18 protein-coding genes and 1 other RNA gene are annotated in these 19967 nt (G+C 63.5%); 12 read left to right on the forward strand and 7 right to left on the reverse strand.

Annotation, left to right across the window (positions count from 1 at the left end; translation table 11 throughout):
* Window positions 1-31: 31 nt before the first annotated feature.
* From KTQ42_RS00530 to KTQ42_RS00540, 3 genes are all read right to left on the reverse strand, one after another.
* The gene (locus KTQ42_RS00530) at window positions 32-1006 is read right to left on the reverse strand and encodes an MBL fold metallo-hydrolase (RefSeq protein WP_217343719.1); all 975 of its coding nucleotides are present in this window, start codon (window positions 1004-1006) and stop codon (window positions 32-34) included.
* A gap of 198 nt (window positions 1007-1204) precedes the next feature.
* Complete coding sequence (locus tag KTQ42_RS00535) at window positions 1205-1645, reverse strand: NUDIX hydrolase (protein ID WP_217343720.1); 441 nt, start codon at window positions 1643-1645, stop codon at window positions 1205-1207.
* Window positions 1646-1830: 185 nt separating this feature from the next.
* Window positions 1831-2046: a hypothetical protein gene (locus tag KTQ42_RS00540; RefSeq protein WP_194714110.1), complete on the reverse strand. Its 216-nt coding sequence runs from the start codon at window positions 2044-2046 to the stop codon at window positions 1831-1833.
* Between the two features lie 448 nt (window positions 2047-2494).
* On the opposite strand from KTQ42_RS00540, the gene KTQ42_RS00545 reads away from it, so the two are divergent.
* Entirely contained in the window at window positions 2495-3598 is a 1104-nt protein-coding gene (locus KTQ42_RS00545; RefSeq protein ID WP_217343721.1) for a putative zinc-binding peptidase, read from the forward strand.
* Between the two features lie 166 nt (window positions 3599-3764).
* Here the strand turns inward: KTQ42_RS00545 and KTQ42_RS00550 are convergent, their stop codons facing one another.
* Window positions 3765-3977, reverse strand: a complete 213-nt coding sequence (locus KTQ42_RS00550; protein WP_217343722.1) for a hypothetical protein — start codon at window positions 3975-3977, stop codon at window positions 3765-3767.
* Between the two features lie 244 nt (window positions 3978-4221).
* On the opposite strand from KTQ42_RS00550, the gene KTQ42_RS24335 reads away from it, so the two are divergent.
* Together KTQ42_RS24335 and KTQ42_RS00560 are read left to right on the forward strand one after the other, a co-directional pair.
* Window positions 4222-5811, forward strand: coding sequence for a YhjD/YihY/BrkB family envelope integrity protein (locus KTQ42_RS24335; RefSeq protein WP_349292108.1), 1590 nt, complete (start codon window positions 4222-4224; stop codon window positions 5809-5811).
* A gap of 64 nt (window positions 5812-5875) precedes the next feature.
* A complete protein-coding gene (locus KTQ42_RS00560) occupies window positions 5876-6373 on the forward strand; it encodes a hypothetical protein (RefSeq protein ID WP_217343723.1) in 498 nt (165 codons plus the stop codon).
* Here the strand turns inward: KTQ42_RS00560 and KTQ42_RS00565 are convergent.
* Window positions 6264-8909, reverse strand: a complete 2646-nt coding sequence (locus KTQ42_RS00565; RefSeq protein ID WP_217343724.1) for an ATP-binding protein — start codon at window positions 8907-8909, stop codon at window positions 6264-6266. The two genes, KTQ42_RS00560 and KTQ42_RS00565, sit on opposite strands and share 110 nt — an antisense overlap.
* A gap of 20 nt (window positions 8910-8929) precedes the next feature.
* On the reverse strand, window positions 8930-9748 hold the full coding sequence (locus KTQ42_RS00570; protein WP_249222595.1) for an ABC transporter substrate-binding protein: 819 nt from the start codon (window positions 9746-9748) through the stop codon (window positions 8930-8932).
* A gap of 195 nt (window positions 9749-9943) precedes the next feature.
* Here KTQ42_RS00570 and rnpB point away from each other — a divergent pair.
* The 3 genes from rnpB to KTQ42_RS00585 all read left to right on the forward strand — a co-directional run bounded on the left by rnpB (window position 9944) and on the right by KTQ42_RS00585 (window position 12267).
* Window positions 9944-10288: RNase P RNA component class A (rnpB, locus tag KTQ42_RS00575), an RNA gene on the forward strand.
* A 141-nt stretch (window positions 10289-10429) separates the two neighbouring features.
* A complete protein-coding gene (locus tag KTQ42_RS00580) occupies window positions 10430-10930 on the forward strand; it encodes a hypothetical protein (protein WP_217343725.1) in 501 nt (166 codons plus the stop codon).
* Entirely contained in the window at window positions 10927-12267 is a 1341-nt protein-coding gene (locus KTQ42_RS00585; RefSeq protein ID WP_217343726.1) for a GAF domain-containing protein, read from the forward strand. The genes KTQ42_RS00580 and KTQ42_RS00585 overlap by 4 nt, the downstream gene beginning before the upstream one ends.
* A 7-nt stretch (window positions 12268-12274) precedes the next feature.
* Here KTQ42_RS00585 and KTQ42_RS00590 read toward each other — a convergent pair whose 3' ends face one another.
* Window positions 12275-12991, reverse strand: coding sequence for a hemerythrin domain-containing protein (locus KTQ42_RS00590; RefSeq protein ID WP_217343727.1), 717 nt, complete (start codon window positions 12989-12991; stop codon window positions 12275-12277).
* Between the two features lie 623 nt (window positions 12992-13614).
* On the opposite strand from KTQ42_RS00590, the gene mraZ reads away from it, so the two are divergent.
* The 6 genes from mraZ to murF are packed head-to-tail and all read left to right on the forward strand — an operon-like array spanning window position 13615 to window position 19967.
* Complete coding sequence (mraZ, locus tag KTQ42_RS00595) at window positions 13615-14043, forward strand: division/cell wall cluster transcriptional repressor MraZ (protein ID WP_217343728.1); 429 nt, start codon at window positions 13615-13617, stop codon at window positions 14041-14043.
* A 6-nt stretch (window positions 14044-14049) separates the two neighbouring features.
* Window positions 14050-15027, forward strand: a complete 978-nt coding sequence (gene rsmH / locus KTQ42_RS00600; RefSeq protein ID WP_217343729.1) for a 16S rRNA (cytosine(1402)-N(4))-methyltransferase RsmH — start codon at window positions 14050-14052, stop codon at window positions 15025-15027.
* The gene (gene ftsL, locus KTQ42_RS00605; RefSeq protein ID WP_194714099.1) at window positions 15024-15296 is read left to right on the forward strand and encodes a cell division protein FtsL; all 273 of its coding nucleotides are present in this window, start codon (window positions 15024-15026) and stop codon (window positions 15294-15296) included. Before rsmH ends, ftsL begins: the two co-directional genes overlap by 4 nt.
* A complete protein-coding gene (locus KTQ42_RS00610; RefSeq protein WP_217343730.1) occupies window positions 15293-17062 on the forward strand; it encodes a penicillin-binding protein 2 in 1770 nt (589 codons plus the stop codon). Before ftsL ends, KTQ42_RS00610 begins: the two co-directional genes overlap by 4 nt.
* Window positions 17062-18591 carry a UDP-N-acetylmuramoyl-L-alanyl-D-glutamate--2,6-diaminopimelate ligase gene (locus KTQ42_RS00615; RefSeq protein WP_217343731.1) on the forward strand — a complete coding sequence of 510 codons (1530 nt, stop codon included), beginning with the start codon at window positions 17062-17064 and terminating at the stop codon, window positions 18589-18591. Before KTQ42_RS00610 ends, KTQ42_RS00615 begins: the two co-directional genes overlap by 1 nt.
* Window positions 18591-19967: a UDP-N-acetylmuramoyl-tripeptide--D-alanyl-D-alanine ligase gene (gene murF / locus KTQ42_RS00620; protein ID WP_217346758.1), complete on the forward strand. Its 1377-nt coding sequence runs from the start codon at window positions 18591-18593 to the stop codon at window positions 19965-19967. The genes KTQ42_RS00615 and murF overlap by 1 nt, the downstream gene beginning before the upstream one ends.

Consider the following 19967-nt stretch of genomic DNA (forward strand, 5'->3'; position numbering starts at 1 on the left):
ACTGTTCAGCGTTTGCCAGGCCGCTTTCCTTTCAGGACAGCAGGGACAAATGGCCCTGCCGGTCCAGCCCATAACGCTGCAGGTCGCTGGCGAGAAACAGACTGCCCTGATAGCTGGCGCGGGCTTCCGCCTCGATGTCGCCCAGTGTGGGCGCGCCATTGCGCGCTGCATCCGGCTCCTGATAGCGCGGGCTGAAATGGGTCAGCACGAGGTTGGGGATGCCGGCCTCGCTGGCAAAGCGGGCCACCGCCGCCGCCGAGCTGTGTTGCGGCCCAGGCCCTGACTTCTCAAGGCCAGCCGCGGTATAGGTGGACTCATGCACCAGCACATCGGCCTCGGCTGCCTCGGCGGCCAGCAGCGCCGGGCTGTCATTGTCGCCGCCGACGATGATTTTGCGCGGCTTTCGCGGGGCGAGCAGGTAATCACGCGCATGTATCGTGCGGCCGTCCGCCAGCATCAGGTCGCGGCCCTGCTGGATCCGGCCCCAGCCGGGGCCGGCCGGCACGGCATCGCGCCTGAGCTTGTCCACGTCCAGCTTGCCTTCCACTGTCTTTTCACAAAAACTGTAGGCATAGGACGGCACCCGGTGCGACAGGGCAGTGGCCCGCACATCGAGGTCGGGCAACGGCTGCGCATCCGCCAGCGCTTCCACATTGATGAATTGCAGCGGATAGGGCAGGCGCAGTTCGGTCGTTTCCAGCACGCAGTCGATGAAGCGGCCTATCGAAGGCGGGCCAATGATGAACAGCGCTTCGGTCCGGTTCAGCATGCCGGCGCTGGCCAGCAGCCCCGGCAGTCCATAACAGTGGTCGCCATGGATATGGGTGATGAAAATGGCGCGCAGCGTCATCAGCGACAGGCTGGTGCGCAGGATGCGATGCTGCGTGGCTTCGCCGCAGTCGATCAGGCACCACTGCCTTGATGACTCCGTACGCAAGGCCAGCGCAGACAGGTTTCTGCTGCGCGTGGGCGTGCCGGATGAGGTGCCCAGAAACTGGAGTTCCATTGTCTATCCATTTGTTGAGGCAAGCCGCTTGAGTGCCATTGGCTTGTCCATAGCCCATAACACCTGTCATCGGCAATTCAAACCGCCCTGACGATGCGCGCTCATGTATCACCATCAGTGAGCGCTTCGCAGCATGCGTTCCCGGCCGGCGGGGTTGTTCACTATCTGCAGCTTGCGATGCCTTGCCCGCACCGCGTCTCACCAGTGCAGGGAAAGCAGCACCCGCTGCATGTTGGGCCCGCACAGGCTGCTGATCTCATCGCGCCTGGCCCATCGGAAGCCATCCATCTCGGGCGTGGGCTGGCCCGTGACCGGATGGATGAAATGGCTGATGCAGACCAGATTGTCGATGCCACGCACGTACTCTGGCGCCTGTACCTTGAACAGGTGCAGGCGCTTGTCCGGCCGGAAATCGAAGAGTCCCAGTTCCAGGAACAGATCGGTGGCGAACTCGAGCCCGGTTTCCTCATGCAGTTCGCGCCGAGCGGTCCTGACGGCCGGCTCGCCCGGTTCCTGCATGCCCTTGGGCAGATCCCAAAGGTCATGGCCGGTCACGTGGCACAGCAGCAGTTCGCCGCTGCTATTGAGTACCAGGGTGCCGCAGGAAATGGGTAAGTCCTTGCGTGTACTGAAATCCATGAATTTGCCTTTCCAAGGGACTGTCGGGAATGGAAACCCTGGAATGCGCAGGGGCATCACGCTGCCTGCCGTGAGTGATCCTTACCACAGGGTCACTGGCGCTGCTAGACATGCTGTAGCACTGGACGCCAGCGGTGGGAGCCGGTCAGGCCCATCGGCACAAGCTGCGGCGCATCGCGGCCAGCCTATTGGGTCTGGTAATACCAGGCAATGAAGCCATTGGTCTTCCAGCCCGCTGCCTTGAGCGCGCTGCGGTCGCTTTCAGACATGGCTGAAAACAGGAAATCCTGCAGGCTGATCGGTGCTGGTCCGGATGAGAGCACAACCGCAGGGTTGGGCGAGTACTTCTTGAATATCGGTAAGGCCACTGCAATCGCTGTTTCAAGTTCAGTCAAGGTCATTGATGCTCCCCTGGTGGAGGCGGATAGACGACACACCGTGCCGTGAACATACTGCAGGCCTGGTTGAAATTCAGTCAGAAAAATTCCCGATCTCATGTAGGACATCGACTGCCTGCAACCCGAGCTTCAGTTCAGATAAAGGGTTTTTCCTACGCCAGATCAGGCAGTTCTCTGACGCAGGCTGATGGCTGCTTTCGCTAGACTGTTCGTTTGAGCTGACCTTCCAGCCAACTCCGGCATGCCATGCCATGCGGGCAATGTGGTTTACCTGTCGATGAGGTCGTCAGCATGCTTGCTTTCTTTACAAGCCGCCCCGTGCTACTCGCATTCGCCATATTCACCGCAGCGTTGGCCGTGGGGGCGTTGATTTATTTCGACCTGATCTGAAGCTGGAAATCTCATTGCCGGGGGGCGACTTCATTCCTATTCCTTTCAATAGCCAAGATTGATGAAAACCTTTCATTGCGACCGATGCGGACAGCAGGTGTTTTTCGAGAATGTCCTCTGTGAGAATTGCGGTGGAATGCTGGGCTATCTGCCGCAACAGCGCGGAATCACCACGTTCGAACCCAACGGCAATGGCCTGTGGCGCAGCCTGAACCCGGCCAACGAAGGCCAGCTGTTCAAGCAGTGCTTCAATTATTTCCGCGAAGAGGTATGCAACTGGATGCTGCCTGCCGAAAGTCCTGAAGATCTATGCGTGTCCTGCCAGCTGACGCATTCCATTCCGGTGTTGTCGGGACAGAACAGGCTCTATTGGCGGCGCCTGGAGGCGGCCAAGCGGCGGCTGCTGTATTCGCTGATGGAGTTGAAGCTCACGCCGGACTCCAAGCACAAGTCACCGCAGACGGGCCTGGCCTTTGAGTTCCTGCAGGACCTGCCGATGAAGCGGGTGATGACGGGCCACGACAATGGCCTGATCACGCTCAATATCGCCGAAGCGGATCCGGCGTTTCGTGAGAAGGTCAGGGAGCAGATGCATGAGCCGTACCGCACCCTGCTTGGCCACTTCAGGCATGAAAGCGGCCATTATTACTTCGACCGCCTGATCGCGGGCGGCCAGTGGGTGGAGCCCTATCGCGCCCTGTTCGGCGACGAGCGGGCGGACTATGGGGAAAGCCTGCAGAAGCACTACGAGAACGGCCCGCCGGACGACTGGAACCAGCACTACATCAGCAGCTACGCCAGCAGCCACCCATGGGAAGACTGGGCCGAAAGCTGGGCGCACTATCTGCACATGATAGACACGCTCGACACCGCATTCGCCTGCGGCATGACGCTGCGGCCCAAGCGCAATGACGAGCCGCAACTATTGCTGGAGAGGCAGCCGCTGAAGAGCGCATCGTTCAACGACATGATGGCGGACTGGTTCGCCCTGACCTATGTGCTCAACAGCCTGAACCGCAGCGTCGGCATGCCCGATGCCTATCCCTTCACGCTGTCAGCGCTGGTCAGGCAAAAGCTGGAGTTCATCCACAACGTGATACTGGAACGGCAGAAGACGGCGCCGCAGGCAACAAGTGGTGAAGGAGCGCCTAGCATCGTGGTCTGAGGCCCTTCCGCGGCGCTATCCGGGAGCCTGCGCGGCACAAGGAGCGGCGGCAGCTCTGTAAGCAGCGCCGCCGCTGCGTCATGCCCACCGTCGATGCCTCACTGCAGCGCGCTTCTGCCGCGGCTGCGGGTCAGTTCCCTGACTGGCGTCGCGGGGACGGAGCGCTTCATGCCTGCGCGCTGCCATCCTTCAGCGGCTCCCCCTCCAGCACCAGCAGATAGTGGCCGCTGTGATCCGGCCCGAAATAGGCCTTCGCCGTGTAATAGCTTTTCTGATCCGGCGAGAACGGTTCGCCGATGGGAGGCATATGGCTCAGTTCCTGCGTGCCGAAATCCTGGCTGGTGCCGTCCGGCAGCTGGCGGGTAATCCTGACTTGCATGGTGATCCTCGGAAAAGGGAAAGCAGGTAGACGCCGTCTGCCGCGCACTGGTTCAACTGCCGGGCCAGCGTGTCCACATCCCTTGATCCATACGATAGACACGGATCAATAGCCCTGGCCCTATGTGCGCCTGCGTACCGATGACAGCCAGTCGGCCGGAGTATGATTTTTGCAAGACTGGCTGTGATCCCGTTTCGCAGCGCCATCCGGCAATGAATCAGTACCGACGCCTACCAGACTAGCCATGAACCAATTACATGATTTTCCCTCCCGGAGTGCCGTCCAGGTCGATGACCAGGGCAATGCCTTGCTCAGCTACCGGCCCGTGCATCCCAGCCTGGCCGAGCGCGTGAAGAAACCCGCTGCCGTCACCGGCGCGATGCTGGGCGCTGCCGCACTGGGCTACCTTGCCCTGCTGACCAAGGGCCGCGCGAAGGCGAAGCGGCCGCTTTCGCCGCAGGAAGCGGCACACAGGCTGGCTGCCAAGCCGGCGCCCGGCATGCCCGCCGGCCGCCTGCCGATGGCGCCGCCGACAGGCATCGCCCGGGTCGCTGCGCCCGTCATCGCAACGCCCGCTGGCGCTGCCAAGGCGGGAAGCAGCGTTGCGCCGCGCCATGCCAAGGCCAATGCCAAGGCGGTGCGCAAGCAAATCCGGCAGCAGGGCACATGGCGCCAGCTGTTCAATACCGGCAAGTCGCTGATGGCCCTGTTCAACGCGGTGGCTGCATTGAAGGCGGCTCAGAATCATGTCGATCCGGTTCCCACGCCAGACGCACCGCATGCCGGCATGCCGCCGCCCCCGACCAGTGTCGAAACCCTCGCAGCCACCGGCCTGCCAGCCGACGCCAATGCCAGCGTCAAGGCCGAGGCTGCCACGGCGGTTGCGCCGGCTGCCAGCCAGCCGGCTTTCAAGCCCATACCCAAAGGCTCATTTCTCACCCGCTCCTGGCACCTGATCAAGGCAGCCGTGTCGTCATGGGTGGATGACTTTGCCCCCAGCATGGGCGCGGCCCTGTCGTACTACACCGTGTTTTCGCTGGCGCCGATGCTGCTGATCGTCATCGGCGTGGCCGGCCTGATCTTTGGCGCGGAGGCGGCCCGTGGCGAGATCGTGACCCAGTTGCGTGGTCTCATGGGCGAGCAGGGCGCGGTTGCGGTGGAAGAACTGCTCAAGTCGGCCAGCGACCCTGGCAAGGGCATCTTCGCCACCATCGTCGGCTTCGTCACGCTGCTGGTGGGCGCCACCGCGGTATTCGCCGAGCTGCAAAGCTCGCTGGACCGGATATGGCGTACGCCGGCGCCGCCCAATGAAAGCGGCATCTGGGGCATCATCCGCACCCGCATCCTGTCGTTCGGCCTGATTCTGGGCCTGGGCTTTTTGATGATCGTGTCGCTGGTGCTCTCGGCGGCGCTGGCGGCGCTGGGCAACTGGTGGGGCAGTTACCTGGGCAACTGGGAATTCGTGCTGCAGGCGCTGAACTTCGCGGTTTCCTTCGGCGTGGTCACCGTCCTCTTCGCGGCCATCTACAAGTTCATGCCGCATGCCACCATCGCATGGAAGAATGTATGGGTCGGCGCCATCGTCACCGCGCTTCTCTTCACCATAGGCAAATTCCTGATCGGCCTTTACATCGGCAAGAGCGGCGTTGCCTCCGGCTTCGGCGCTGCCGGCTCGTTTGCGGTGCTGCTGGTCTGGGTCTATTACTCGGCGCAGATCTTCCTGCTCGGCGCCGAATTCACCTGGGTCTACTCGCATCGCAACGATCCGCCGCCGAACGCCGCGCCGGTGCCAGTGCGTAGCGACGCTGGCCAGGCAACGGCGGCAACAGCCTGAACACAACAAATCGCCGGAGGCCAGCGAGCCATCCGGCCAAAGAAGAAGAATACGGCAACAGGATATGGTCAAGTTCATCAGCCGGGAAGCCTATTTCTGGATCCTCCAGCGTCTCTGCGCGATCTATCGCGCCCCGGTCCCCGACGAGCCAGCCCAGCGGCTGGCCGCATCCTTTCATTCGCCTGAAAGCCTGCTGCAGAGCGCGCGCATGTTCGGCTTCGATACCGCGTCACGCAATTGCAAGGCAGAGCGTCTGTGCAATGAGGCGTTCCCGCTGATTGCCTGGCAGAAGGGGCAGGGCAGGCAGTCAGTGCCGTCGGCATTGCGGGAAGTGCTGCGGCCGGTGCTGCTGCTGCGTGCAGACCAGCGCAATGTGCTGATCCTCTCGCCAGGCGACGCCGTTCCCAACACCGTGCCGCTGGTTGAATTCGCCCGCAGCTTCACCGGCGCGATTACTGCGGTGACGCTGCATGAGGCAAGCCAGCAAGCTGCGGCGACCCTGCTGCCTCGGGCAGCGGCGGCAGCCAGCGCTGCAGCACCTCGGCCAGCATATCGCGGGTGATCGGCTTGGGAAGATAGTCATCCATGCCGGCATCCAGGCAGCGCTCGCGGTCGCCCTCGGCGGCATTGGCCGTCATTGCCACCACGATCTGGTGACCGCCTGTTTCCGACTCCGCGGCCCGGATGCGGCGGGTGGCTTCGAAGCCGTCCAGCAGCGGCATCTGGCAATCCATCAGCACCAGTGCGTAATCATGCAGCGCCATCGCATTCAGCGCTTCCTGGCCATTCGAAGCGACATGGGCGGTGTAGCCCAGCCGGGCCAGCTGATGCAGTGCCACCTTCTGATTGGTCAGGTTGTCTTCCACCAGCAGGATCCGCCGGTCGGCATCGTTTTCGGCCGGCGCCGCTTGCAGCGCACCGGCAGCCGGGCGAGGCACTGGCAGTGTCTGTTGCAGATAGTGCCGGTGCTCCAGCGCAAAGACGAGCGCCTGATGGAACGCCGCCTGACGTAGGGGGCAGCGCAGCGTTGCGTGAAAAGCCGCCTGTTCCCGCACCGCTGCCGCATCTTCGGCCAGCAGCACCAGCCGCATGCCGGGCTGCGCTTGCGCCAGCGCATCCGCGGCTGCTGCCGACATCGGCATGCGGCCGTCGATGACAGCCAGCGCATAAGGCGCGCTGGACGTCAGCGCCAGCGCCTGTTCCTGCGTGGCGGCACATTGCGGCTGCATGCCCCAGGCAGCCAGATAGGAAGCCAGCGCATCGGCCTGGCCCGGCAAGGCGCAGACCACCAGGGCCTGTGCTGCCGGCAGGGGCGCTACCGCCACTGGTGGCGCCGCTTCGGCCAGATGCAGCTCGAACCGGAATGTGGTGCCTTCGCCCAGCCGGCTTTCGACATCGATGCGCGAGCCCATCAGGCCCAGCAGCCGCTTGCAGATGGACAGGCCAAGCCCGGTGCCGCCATATTTCCGGGTAACCGAATTATCGGCCTGGATAAAGGGCTGGAACAGCCGCGCCAGGGCATGCTCGTCGATGCCTATGCCGGTGTCGCTGACCTCAAACAATATCCGGCAGCCATTCCCGGCGCGTTCGCGCAGGCTGACCCGCAGCACCACCTCGCCCGACTGGGTGAATTTCACCGCGTTGTCGATCAGGTTAAGCAGGATCTGGCGGATGCGGCCGCCATCGGCCCTGACCACGGCGGGCAGCGCGGGATCGACAAAGCTGGTCAGCGCCAGCCCGCGGCCGGCCGCGCGGCCGATCAGGGCATCGATGCAGCCCTCTGCCAGCGGCAGCAGCGGGCAGTCGACCAGGTCAATGTCCATCTTGCCGGCCTCGATCTTCGAGAAGTCCAGCACATCGTTGATGATGGACATCAGCGCGCGCCCCGAGTCCTCGATGGTGCGGGCAAACTCGTCCTGCTGTGAACTGAGCCGGGTTTCCCGCAGCAGCGCGGCCATGCCCAGCACGCCATTCATCGGCGTGCGTATCTCGTGGCTCATGGTGGAGAGGAAGATGCTCTTGGCGGCATTGGCCTGTTCCGCCGCTTCCTTCGCCTTGCGCAGTTCCTCGCGCGTGCGCTCGCCGTCGAGGATGGTCTTGTGCAACGCGGTGGTGTACAGCAAGGCCAGCACCGCGGCGAAGATGCCGATCAGCCTCAGCTTGTGGGCCGACTGTTCCCAGGCAATCAGCGCATGCTGCTCCGACAGGCCAACCACCGCCACCACGGGAAAGTTGCGGCTGGCGCGGAAGTTGACCAGGGTATTGTCATCCGTTTCCTCCGCGCTCCTGCGGGTGAGATCGAAGCGGCCGAACTGCTGGTCATTGTTGAGAGCGTCGAACATGGGCAGCCTGGCGTTGCGGCTGCCGATCACGAAAGGCGCATCCGGCGTTGCCGCCAGCACCACGCCCTGATAGTCAAACAGCGCTTCATAGCCGGCATCGCTGTGCGGGCCGGAGCGGTGGTCCGGGAACAGGTAGGCCGGATTGACCAGCGCCAGCAGGGTCAGGCTCGCGCCGCCCACCCGGACCAGTCTGGCGAAGGGAATCACATAGACGCCGCGCTGGCGGTACTGGCCTTCCATGCCGGCATCGATGCTGTCATCGAGTTCATGCAGGTCGCGCACGAACAGCGGGCGGCCGCTGTTGAGGCCGGTGCCGATCTCGTTGCGAAAGCCCAGCTGCTGCAGCGAGAACCTGCGGCCGATGTTGTCATCGTTCGAGCTGCTGACCACGCGCCCGCCGGCATCGAGCACCGATACCGAGCGCAGGTGCGTGGAACTGGAAGCGATGGTGTCGAGCAGGGCCTCCACATCCACGCCGCCCGGATTGCCGCCGTGCCGTTGCGCGGGCAGCATCAGCATCTTGCTGATGGCGGTGAAATTGTTGTCCACGCTGGACAGGGTGCGGCTGACATGGCTTTCCAGCATGCTGGCCAGCAGCCGCCCGCGCGCGTCCTCGGTGCGCAGCTCGTTCTGCCGGTCGTGCCTGAGCAGGACCAGCGTGCCGGCGAGAATGCCGATGCCGCACAGGATGCCCACGGCCACCAAGAAATGCCGCATGCGCAGGGTATGCCGGCCGAGTGGGATTGCAAGCTTCATCGTCTCGTTGCCTTGCCGTCTCAGCGGTCGAGGATGACCGGATCCAGCTTGTGCTTGCGCGCGAAGCGGAGCAGCCGGCCATCCGTGCGCATGACATCGAGGAAGGCATCGACCCGATTGCGCAGGCTGGCGTCGCCAGGCGCGAACGCGTAGGCATAGTCGGTGGGGTGGAATGGCGCCGGCGGCGGCACCAGCCTTGCCCAATCGGTCAGGTCCAGCATGCGGCGGCTGTAAGGGAAGTCGGTCATGAAGGCATCGGCACGCCCGGACTCGACTTCCTGCTCGCGGCTTTGCGGGGGCGTTACCAGCATCAGCCTGGCATGCTTGAGCGACTGCCGCATCACCGGCTCCATCAACGTGCCGGCCTGCACCGCGATCACCCGCCCGGGCTTGTCGATGTCCTGCCACTGCCGTATCGCGCCGGAAGAGCGGGAAGCAATCGCGTAAATGTCGCTGCGCATATAGGGCCTGGTGAATTGCAGACGGCCCTGCCGCGCCGGCGTGATGCCGACCGCATGCATGGCGATATCGCATTCATCGTCGATGAGCTTGTCGATGAGCTGGGTGAAACTGCTGTCGACATAGCGGATCGCCACGCCGAGCTCCTGGCCCAGTTCATTGGCGATATCGATATCGAAACCGGATAACAGGCGGGTCTTGGGGTTGCGGTAGGTGACGCCGTAATAGTCGGGCCAGATGCATACCCGCAGCTCCCTGCTGTCGCGGACACGGTCCAGACGCAAAGGCGCCGCCACGGCCTGGGTCGCCAGGCTGGCGCCTGCAAGGGCGAGGACGGCTGCGGACAGCCGCAGCGATCGGAGGCGGAAATGCATGCTCATGGTGTCCTGAAGAGGCGAATGCTGCTGGTAACGTGCGGCGCCGGGTGGAGCAGGGTTGGCGTCGGGCGGGCAATGAATTTCTGGCCGTCAATTTTCCCTCAAAACCGCCTGTTTGCGGAACCTCCATGCCGTCCATCGTCACCTCAGGTGCCGAACGGCGCCTGGCCTGTGGCGTATTCGGCTACAATGGCGCCCGAAGCAGGCCAGACAGCCGCTGGTTCGCACGGCACTCGTTGCCGGACGGACGGGAGGAAGGTCCGGACTCCATAGAGCAGGGTGACGGTTAACGGCCGTCCGCTGAAAGTCGCAAGACATAAGGCGAGGAATAGGGCCACAGAGACGAGCGTATTTAGTTACGGTGAAACGCGGTAACCTCCACCTGGAGCAATTCCAAATAGGCACGCGTTGATGTTGCTCGCGGAGCGTGCGGGTAGGAAGCTTGAGCCGTGGAGTAATTCACGGCCTAGAGGAATGGCTGTCATAGCGAACGGTTCGCGCCGTTCGCCGTAACAGAATCCGGCCTATCGGCCTGCTTCAACTGTGAATTCTTGCCTGGCGTCCGTGCTGGACTTCAGGCGCCGCCCAGGATCCCTGTCAATCTCGGGAGGCTGTTTTTGTGCGATCCAGGCTCCATGCCTGATGTTACAATTCCGGCAATCTTAAGTACGGGTTGTGCACGCCATGGCTCTCGCTCCCCTGATCGATGACACCCAGGCCGCGTTCCTGCAAGGCGGCGTTTCCATCAGCGCCGCATCGAGCGGCGCCCGACCCGCTCCAATCTTTCCCAGCCTGTGCCGCGTGCTTGCCTGCGAGGTCGCGCCCGACCGCCGTCGGCTGACCTTGCTCGTATCGAGCGCGCAGGCGGCCCAATTGCTGCAGGATGTCGGCGAGAGCGGCCGCCTGGCGGTGGTGTTCAGCCAGCCGTCCACTCACCGCACCTTGCAGATCAAGGGTGAAAATGCGCAGGTCGCGCCGGCCAGCGCAAGCCAGCTCGACGCCGTGCGACGGCATCGCGACGCCTTCGTCAGCGAAGTGGTGCCGCTCGGTTTTCCCGATTCCCTGGTGCGCCTGCTGCTGACCTGCGACGATGACGACATTCTGGCCATCAGCATTAGCCCGGTTGCGGTATTTGACCAGTCCCCCGGACCGCGCGCCGGCAGCATGTTGCAGGCGGCATCATGATGCTGCCGCTGGAAGGCATACGCGACTGCTTTGAAGGCGTGATCCCGGCCACGATGGCAACCACCGGCGCCGACGGCGCGCCCAACATTGCCTATCTGTCCCAGGTGCATTATGTGGACGGCAATCACATTGCCTTGTCCTATCAGTTCTTCAACAAGACCCGGCAGAATATTCTGGCGCGTCCCCAGGCCCGGCTTCAGGTCACCAGTCCCGTCACCGCGGCGCAATACCAGCTCTCCCTGACCTTCCTGCGTACCGAAACATCGGGGCCGCTGTTTGAAAACATGAAGGCCAGACTGGCGGGCATTGCTTCCCATACCGGCATGAGCAATGTATTCCGGCTGCTGGGCGCCGATGTCTACCGGGTGCATGACGTTGTGCAGGTGCCCAGCCCCGTGCTGCCCGCTCCAGCGCGCCGCAACCTGCTGCCCGGGCTGCGCGCCGCGCTCGACCTGCTGGCCTGCTGCACCGATCTCGAGACATTGCTGGCCGCGACCCTGGACTGCCTGCGCAGCCATTTTCATATCGACCATGCGATGGTGCTGATGGCCGACAGTGCCCGCGAACGCCTGTATACGGTGGCGAGCTGTGGCTATGCGCAATCCGGGGTCGGATCGGAAATCCCCTTCGGGCATGGCGTGATCGGCGTGGCCGCGCGCGAGCACACGCCTATCCGCATCGGCCATATGACATCGGAATACGGCTATAGCCGCGCAATCCGCGAAAACCTGCGGGAAAGCAGCAGCTGTGCGGCAATCGAGCATGAAATTCCGCTTCCCGGCCTCACCGATCCGCACAGCCAGATAGCCGTGCCGGTGGTTGCCTGCCAGCGCCTGCTGGGCGTGCTCTATATGGAGAGCGGCCAGGACCTGCGCTTCGGCTACGACGAGGAAGACGCGCTGGCCTCTCTGGCCAGCCACCTGGGCGCGATGATCTGCCTGCTGCAGGGCGCTGCCGACGATGCGGCGGACACGCCGGCGCCCGCGCCGCCCGGTGAAGCGCCGCGACACGGCGCGCCACTGGTGGTGCGGCACTTCGCCAGCAACGACAGCATCTTCCTTGACGAGGATTACCTGATCAAGGGCGTTGCCGGCGCCATCTTCTGGACCCTGTTGCGGGACTACTCGGCAAGCCGACGGGTCGCCTTCACCAACCGCGAATTGCGGCTGGACAACCGGATTCGCCTGCCGGACCTGGCCGACAATCTGGAGGCACGGCTGCTGCTGCTGTCGCGCCGCCTGCTGGAACGCCAGGCCGCCGTCCAGTTGCAGAAGACCGGCCGCGGCAAGTTCCAGTTATGCGTGTCGCGGCCGGTTCAATTGCTGGAGCAGGCCTGAACGGCGCTCAGGCGGCAATCGCCACGGGCGCCAGCGCTGCCGCCAGCTTGTTCCAGTCGCCTGGCGACAGGCTGTCGCGGGCTATACCCAGCATCGCTTCAAACGCGGGGGGCGGCGCATCGGCGCGCATGCCCGCCATCACCTGGGCACGCTCGGCCGGACTGGAACCGATCATCATCCAGCGGGTCGCCACCACCATTTCCTGTGGCGTCAGGGCGCCCAGGATTTCCTGGTGCAGGGCCACCAGTTCGCCATCGCTGTAGCAACCCTGAAGCACCTGGTTGTTGGCGCTTTCCTCCAGGTCCATGTGCAGCAGGCTCTCCCCGACAAAGACCGCCAGTTCCCGGTGCAGCCTGCTCCAGGCAGCCGGCTTCTCGTCCGGCGCACCATGTTCCAGCACATCGGCGGCTGCCCGCAGCGATGCCAGCGTCTGGGCGTGGTGCAGATGGTCGCCTGCGGTATCGCCGGAGGAGCCTGGCTGGCGTCGCTCCATGGCCGGATGCACGAAGCGATCTTCGTGCGCAATATGGTCGCTGCAGAATGCGAGCAGTTCACGTAACTGCCTGATTGTATGAAACATCGCCTGCCGGTCCTCGATGTCCAGCGTGGCGACGCGGACCAGCGTGTCGCAGAGGAAGGCGCGCACGGCCTTGTGGATGCCCGCATAGATGTTGAACCGTTGCGCGGCTTCGCTTGTTTCTTTTTCGAAATATTGAGTAGGCATGTCAGTCTCCATTCATTTAAATGCTTATAAACCGTGTCAGGCACGGATGAAGCGTATGGTAGACATGCGATGGACTGTCCTTTGCTAAAACTTCCTTCAGCAGATCTTAAAAAAATCCTAAGACAAATTCCGCCGGCGGAACGATATGAAATTCACATGACTAATGGTTAAAAAGGCATGTTTCAGAAAAATTTCTTGCATCAACATTACGTTGACTAATAGCAACAATTCTCTTCAAAAACCTTGGTCAAATGCACATATTTGGTGCTAAAAAACGGCATTTCCGTTGAATTTCGTCAATATACTTATGGAAACTATTTCGCTTTGAAAACAGTTAAACACATGTGTATACATAAGAAGCTTCTTTGATTAAATGAGCTAAGCTATTGATTCGACTATTATTTTGATTTTGAGCAGTTCTCGAGCGAAATCCGCTAAGTCCTTGACTTAATTGGAGAAAATGCGCTGCCATCGGCGGATATTCCTTGACCGCAAATAGAGCATCCTCTAAAGTGGGCGGCAGTGTGAAAAAGTGTATTTTTGTGGGTGATTTTTGATGTGCAGGGCCCGGGCAAAAAAGCATTGCGGCGCAAGCCGAAAACGAAAAAACAAAGGAATCCAGGGTGTTTCAAGGCGCGTCTGCACTAACTCTCGATGCGAAGGGCAGGATGACCATTCCTTCCAAGCATCGTGACGCGCTTGCAGTGCAATGCGAAGGACGGGTCACGCTGACCAAGCATCCGCACGGCTGCCTGCTGTTCTTTCCGCGTCCGGTGTGGGAAATCCACCGTGAGCAGATTGCAGCATGGCCAATGTCCGCACGAGCCTGGCAACGTATTTTTTTGGGCAACGCGTCGGATGTCGAAATGGATACCGCCGGCCGCATCTTGATTGCGCCGGAACTGCGCAGCGCGGTGGGGCTGTCGCGGGAGGTGATGATGCTCGGCATGGGCAGTCATTTCGAGATCTGGGATGCGGCCAAGCTCGCCGAAAGCGAGGCGCAGGCGGTGGCGAACGGCATGCCTGATGTGTTGAACGATTTTTCCTTCTAGCCCGTGATGACAGAGAACACGGTGCCAGAGTTGCAGCACCGTACGGTGCTGCTGGAAGAGGCGGTCGATGCACTGGCGATCGAAGGCGCGCGCGCGGATGGCATCTTTGTGGACGGCACATTTGGCCGTGGCGGGCATAGCCGCCGGATACTTGAACGACTGGGCGCCAAGGGCCGCCTGATTGCATTCGACAAGGATCCGCAGGCGATTGCCGTGGCCCACGCGCTGATGCGGTCCGACAGCCGATTTGAAGTAGTGCATGACAGCTTTGCCACGATCAGCGAGGCGCTGCAGGAACGCGGCATCGAGCAGGTCGACGGCATCTTGCTGGACTTGGGAATTTCTTCGCCGCAGGTCGACGATGCGGCGCGGGGATTCAGTTTTCGGATGGATGGTCCGCTTGACATGCGCATGGACACGACCCGCGGCATCTCGGCGGCGCAGTGGCTGGCAACGGCGGAACAGCAATTGATTGAAAAGGTGATACGGGATTATGGGGAAGAACGGTTTGCTTTTCAGATTGCAAAGGCGATTGTTGCTGGCCGGTCAGTCGCGCCAATTTCAAGCACACGACAGCTTGCCGAGATCGTGGCACGCGCCGTCAAGACCCGCGAGAAAGGCAAGGACCCGGCAACACGCACCTTTCAGGCTATCCGGATTTTCATCAATCGGGAGCTTGAAGAGCTGGAAATAGGCTTGCGCGGCGCATTTGACCGACTGGCTCCGAACGGGAGAATGGCTGTGATCAGCTTTCATTCGCTGGAAGACCGCATGGTCAAGCAATTCCTTGCCGCCCGTGCCAATGCGCCGCAACCCGACCGTCGCCTGCCTATCCGCGCCGTGGACCTGCCGCAGCCGGAAATGAAGCTGCTTGCCAAGATGAAGCCGTCCACCACCGAAATCGCCGACAATCCGCGCTCCCGCTCCGCCGTGATGCGCGTGGCCCTGCGTCTTGCGCAGCAATCCGCCGGGAGCCGCCAGTGAGCGCCCGGCTGTGCATCGTGCTGACCGCGCTGCTTGCCGGGAGTGCCTTGTCGCTGGTCAACGCGCAATACCAGGCGCGCCGCCTCTTTATTGAAATCGAGCGGGCGCAGACCGTCGCCCGCCAGCTGGAAGTGGAATGGTCCCAGCTGCAGCTCGACCAGTCCACGCTGGGCAAGCATGCCCGCATTGAAGCCAATGCACGGCGCGACCTCAACATGGTGCCGCTGACGCCGGCGCGCACGCAATACATTACCGGAGAGGCCAGATGATGCGCGCCGCTTCCCGCCCCAATTCGCGCCGCGCCACTGCACGCGGCGTTCCCTTTTCTGCCAGTCCGCTGCTGGCCGTAAAGCTGCCGCCATGGCGCTCGCGCCTTGTGCTGTTCATGATGTTCGCGGCATTCCTGGCGCTGGCCGGCCGCGCGCTGTGGCTGCAGGGGCTGTCCACCGATTTCCTGCAGAAGCAGGGCGAGGCGCGCTACGCCCGCACGCTGGAGTTGCCGGCCACGCGCGGCCGGATCACCGACCGCAATGGCGAAGTGCTCGCGTCCTCGGTGCCGGTCAAGGCGGTATGGGCCATACCCGATGACGTGCTGGAAGCGCCGCCGGAGAAGCTGCGCGCCTTGGCCGGCCTGCTGGAAATGCCGGAAGCCGAGCTGCGCAAGAAGCTCGACTCGGACCGCAACTTCGTCTACCTGAAGCGCCAGGTCGAGCAGGAAACCGTGGACAAGGTGCTGAAGCTGAGCATCGCCGGCATCGAGACCCGCAAGGAATACAAGCGTTTTTATCCGCAGGGCGAGGTCATGGCTCACGTGGTCGGCTTCACCAATGTGGAAGACGCCGGCCAGGACGGCATGGAACTGGGCATGCAGAAAACCCTGGCCGGCGTCACCGGCAGCCGCCGCGTGATCAAGGACCGGCTGGGTCGCATCGTCGAGGACATCGCCGCCGTGCGCGAGCCGCATGACGGCCGCGACCTGGTGCTGTCGCTCGACAGCAAGCTGCAATACATTGCCTTCACGCATCTGAAGGAAGCGGTCGAGAAGTTCAAGGCCAAGGCAGGCGGCGTGGTGGTGGTGGATGTGAAGACCGGCGAGGTGCTGGCCTTGGCCAACCTGCCGACCTACAACCCCAACAACCGCTCGATCCTGACCGGCGCGATGCTGCGCAACCGGGTCATCACCGACACCTATGAGCCGGGCTCGACCCTGAAGCCATTCACCATCGCGCTGGCGCTCGACACCAAGCGGGTCACGCCGAACACCACGGTGCAGACCGCGCCCGGCAAGCTGACCATCGGTACGGCCACCATCGGCGACGCCCATGCGCATGGCCTGCTGACGGTGTCCCAGGTCATCCAGAAGTCGTCCAACGTCGGCACCGCGAAGATCGCATTGCAGATGCAGCCACAGGAAATGTGGGAAATGTTCACCACGGTGGGCTTCGGCCAGCAGCCCAAGCTGGGCTTTCCGGGCGCGGTGGCAGGGCGGGTGCGTCCCTACAAGGCCTGGCGGCCGATCGAGCAGGCCACCATGAGCTATGGCCACGGCATTTCGGTCTCGCTGCTGCAGATCGCCCATGCCTATACCATCTTTGCCCGCGACGGCGACCTGATTCCGCTGTCGTTCCAGAAGCTGGGCGCGCCGCCGGTGGGCCAGCGCGTGATCACGGAAAAAACGGCGCGCGACATGCGCGCGATGCTGGAAATGGCAGCCGGCCCGGAAGGCACCGCGCCCAAGGCGCAGGTTCCTGGATACCGCGTGGCCGGCAAGACCGGCACCGCGCACAAGCTGGTCGGCGGCCGCTATGCCAACAAGTATGTATCGTCCTTCGTCGGCTTCGCGCCCGCGTCCGATCCGCGCGTGATCATCGCGGTGATGATCGACGAGCCGACCGGCTCTCACTATGGCGGCGAAGTCGCGGCGCCCGTGTTTTCCAGCATCGTCGGCAGCACGCTGCGGGCGATGAATGTCGGCCCCGACTCCACTGTCACCAGCATCATCGTGCCGGCCAACGCGCCCCAGGAGAGCATGTAATGGCGGACGGCACCGTCCGCATCGACGACATCGTGGCCTGGCTGCGATCGGCGGCGCCATCGGCGCAGCTGACGTCGGACTCGCGCCTGCTCAATGCAGGCGATGTGTTTTTCGCCTATCCCGGCGACAGCGCCGATGGTCGCAACTATATCGCCGCCGCCCTGCAGCGCGGCGCCGCCGCGGTGCTGTACGACGATGCCGACGCCTACGCATGGCCTGCCGCGACCGATGTGCCGCATCGCGCCGTCACCGGCCTGAAGCAGCTGGCCGGCGAGATCGCCGGTGCATGGTATGGCCGGCCGGACAGCCAGATGCAGGTGGTGGCGGTCACCGGCACCAATGGCAAGACTTCCTGCAGCCAGTGGCTCGGTCGCGCGCTGTCGAAGCAGGGCGAGCCGACGCTGGTGGTGGGCACGCTGGGCACCGGCGTCTATCGCAACGGCATGGCCGGCAGCTTCAGCAGCACCGGCTACACCACGCCCGACGCAGTACTGCTGCAGCGCCGCCTGGCACAGGCCCGCGTCGGCGGCGCCCGCGCGCTGGCGATCGAGGCCTCGTCCATCGGCCTCGACCAGGGCCGGCTCAACGGCCTGCATGTCGACATTGCGCTGTTTACCAATTTCACCCGCGACCATCTGGACTATCACGGCGACATGCAGTCCTATGAGGCGGCCAAGCGCCGCCTGTTCGACTGGCCCGGCCTGCGCCACGCGGTGATCAACCTCGATGACGAGATGGGCCAGCGCCTGGTGGCGCATCTGCGCGACCGTCCCGAGGTGAGCGTCGTCGGCTACAGCCTGACCGATGCCGGCGCCGTGCCGGTGCTGCGCGCCAGCGACATCCGCTCCAGCCAGGGCGGCACCGTGTTTCAGATGAGCACGCCCCAAGGCGCAACCCAGGTTCGCACGCAACTTGTTGGCCAGTTCAATGTCAGTAACGTGCTCGGCATCGCCGGCGTACTGCTGGCGCGCGGCGCGACGCTGCGTGCGGTGGTGGAATTGCTGGAAGGATTGCAACCGGTGCCGGGCCGCATGCAGCAACTCGGCGGCGCCGAAGCGCCGCTGGTGGTCATCGACTATGCGCATACGCCCGATGCGCTGACCAAAACCCTCGCCACCCTGCGCGAGGTCGCCCGGCAACGGCATGGCCGGCTGTGGTGTGTATTCGGTTGCGGCGGCGACCGCGATCCCGGCAAGCGGCCCCAGATGGGTGCGGCCGCCACCGCCGCCGATCACGTGATCGTCACCAGCGACAATCCGCGCGGCGAAAATCCCGCGGACATCATTGAACAGATTATTGAGGGCATGAAGATTTCCAACGCAATGCACAGCGCGCCGCACGTGATCGAAGACCGTGCGGCCGCCATCCTTTACGCAGTCAAGCATGCGTCGCGGGCCGACGTGGTGCTGCTGGCCGGCAAGGGCCATGAAACCTACCAGGAAATCAAGGGCCGCAAGCTGCCCTTCCAGGATGCCGACCATGCCGCGCTGTCGCTGGCGGCCCGGGTGACCATGAAGGGAATGCTGTGATCCGGTCTTCCCTGACGCAATTGCAGCCGCGCCTGACGTCTGCCCAGCTGACAGCGGCCGCCGCCTTCCAGGGCATTTCCACCAACAGCCGGGAAATCATGCCGGGCAGCCTGTTCGTGGCGCTGCGCGGCGAGCGTTTCGATGCGCATGATTTCCTCGCCGAGGTCGCCACCAGCGGCGCGGCCGCGGTGCTGGCGGAAAAAGTGCCGCAGGAGTATCCGCTGCCGGCGCTGCTGGTGCCCGATACCCGCGTCGCTCTGGGCGAGATCGCTGCCTACTGGCGTCGCCAGTTCGCCATTCCCGTCATTGGCGTAACCGGCAGCAACGGCAAGACCACGGTCAAGGAAATGATCGCCTCCATCCTGGCCGCCGAATTCGGCGCCGACAACTACCTTGCCACCCGCGGCAACCTGAACAATGACATCGGCGTGCCGCTGACCCTGTTCCGCATGGATGGCGAGCAGAAGGCCGCTGTCATCGAGCTCGGCATGAACCATCCTGGCGAGATCGCCCAGCTGGCCGCGATTGCCCAGCCGACTGTCGCGCTGGTCAATAATGCCCAGCGCGAGCACCAGGAATTCATGGCCAGCGTGGAAGCGGTGGCGCAGGAAAACGGCTCGGTGATCAGCGCGCTGCCGGCGGACGGGATCGCGGTGTTTCCGGCCGACGATCCGTACAGCCCGCTGTGGCGCAGCCTGGCCAAGGCCAGCGGCAAGCGCAAGATCCTGACCTTCGGCCTCTCGCTCGACGCCAACGTCAGCTGCACCTATGTGCCGCAGGCTTTCGGCAGCGCGATGACGGTGCGGGTCGGGCAGCGCGAGTTCTCGCTGCGCCTGGCCGCGGCCGGCGCCCACAATGTGCGCAATGCGCTGGCGGCCATCGCCTGCGCGCTTGCCATCGGCATCCACAAGCGCGCCATCGTGCAGGGGCTGGAAAGCTTCGTGCCGGTGAATGGACGGCTGCAGCACAAGCGTGGACGCAATGGCGCCACCGTGATCGACGATACCTACAACGCCAATCCCGATTCGGTGAAGGCAGCCATCGACGTGCTGGCGCTGGCGCCGGCGCCGCGCGTGCTGGTGCTGGGCGACATGGGCGAAGTCGGCAGCGAAGGCCGCAAGTTTCATGAGGAAATCGGCGCCTATGCCAGCGGCCGCGGCATCGACCACCTGCTGACCCTGGGCGAACTGGCGGCCAGCGCCGCCAACGCCTTCGGCGCGCGCGCCCGCCACCATGACAGCGTGGACACGCTCAACGAGGCGGTCTCCACGCTGGTGACGCCGCACACCACCGTGCTGGTCAAGGGCTCGCGTTTCATGCGCATGGAACGCGTGGTGCAGCATCTGGCAGGTGAGCCGGTGCGGGAGGCGCACTAG

Source organism: Noviherbaspirillum sp. L7-7A (assembly GCF_019052805.1).
GTDB lineage: Bacteria > Pseudomonadota > Gammaproteobacteria > Burkholderiales > Burkholderiaceae_D > Noviherbaspirillum_A.

Excerpts from the sequence above, each read along its gene's own strand:
- KTQ42_RS00590 (WP_217343727.1), bottom strand. The coding sequence starts at position 12,991 with ATGCCTACTCAATATTTCGAAAAAGAAACAAGCGAAGCCGCGCAACGG.
- KTQ42_RS00610 (WP_217343730.1), top strand. The coding sequence starts at position 15,293 with ATGATGCGCGCCGCTTCCCGCCCCAATTCGCGCCGCGCCACTGCACGC.
- KTQ42_RS00560 (WP_217343723.1), top strand. The coding sequence starts at position 5,876 with ATGGTCAAGTTCATCAGCCGGGAAGCCTATTTCTGGATCCTCCAGCGT.
- rsmH (WP_217343729.1), top strand. The coding sequence starts at position 14,050 with ATGACAGAGAACACGGTGCCAGAGTTGCAGCACCGTACGGTGCTGCTG.
- KTQ42_RS00565 (WP_217343724.1), bottom strand. The coding sequence starts at position 8,909 with ATGAAGCTTGCAATCCCACTCGGCCGGCATACCCTGCGCATGCGGCAT.
- KTQ42_RS00540 (WP_194714110.1), bottom strand. The coding sequence starts at position 2,046 with ATGACCTTGACTGAACTTGAAACAGCGATTGCAGTGGCCTTACCGATA.
- KTQ42_RS00580 (WP_217343725.1), top strand. The coding sequence starts at position 10,430 with ATGGCTCTCGCTCCCCTGATCGATGACACCCAGGCCGCGTTCCTGCAA.
- KTQ42_RS00570 (WP_249222595.1), bottom strand. The coding sequence starts at position 9,748 with ATGAGCATGCATTTCCGCCTCCGATCGCTGCGGCTGTCCGCAGCCGTC.
- KTQ42_RS00545 (WP_217343721.1), top strand. The coding sequence starts at position 2,495 with ATGAAAACCTTTCATTGCGACCGATGCGGACAGCAGGTGTTTTTCGAG.
- KTQ42_RS00530 (WP_217343719.1), bottom strand. The coding sequence starts at position 1,006 with ATGGAACTCCAGTTTCTGGGCACCTCATCCGGCACGCCCACGCGCAGC.
- KTQ42_RS00585 (WP_217343726.1), top strand. The coding sequence starts at position 10,927 with ATGATGCTGCCGCTGGAAGGCATACGCGACTGCTTTGAAGGCGTGATC.
- KTQ42_RS00615 (WP_217343731.1), top strand. The coding sequence starts at position 17,062 with ATGGCGGACGGCACCGTCCGCATCGACGACATCGTGGCCTGGCTGCGA.
- KTQ42_RS00550 (WP_217343722.1), bottom strand. The coding sequence starts at position 3,977 with ATGCAAGTCAGGATTACCCGCCAGCTGCCGGACGGCACCAGCCAGGAT.
- KTQ42_RS00535 (WP_217343720.1), bottom strand. The coding sequence starts at position 1,645 with ATGGATTTCAGTACACGCAAGGACTTACCCATTTCCTGCGGCACCCTG.
- KTQ42_RS24335 (WP_349292108.1), top strand. The coding sequence starts at position 4,222 with ATGAACCAATTACATGATTTTCCCTCCCGGAGTGCCGTCCAGGTCGAT.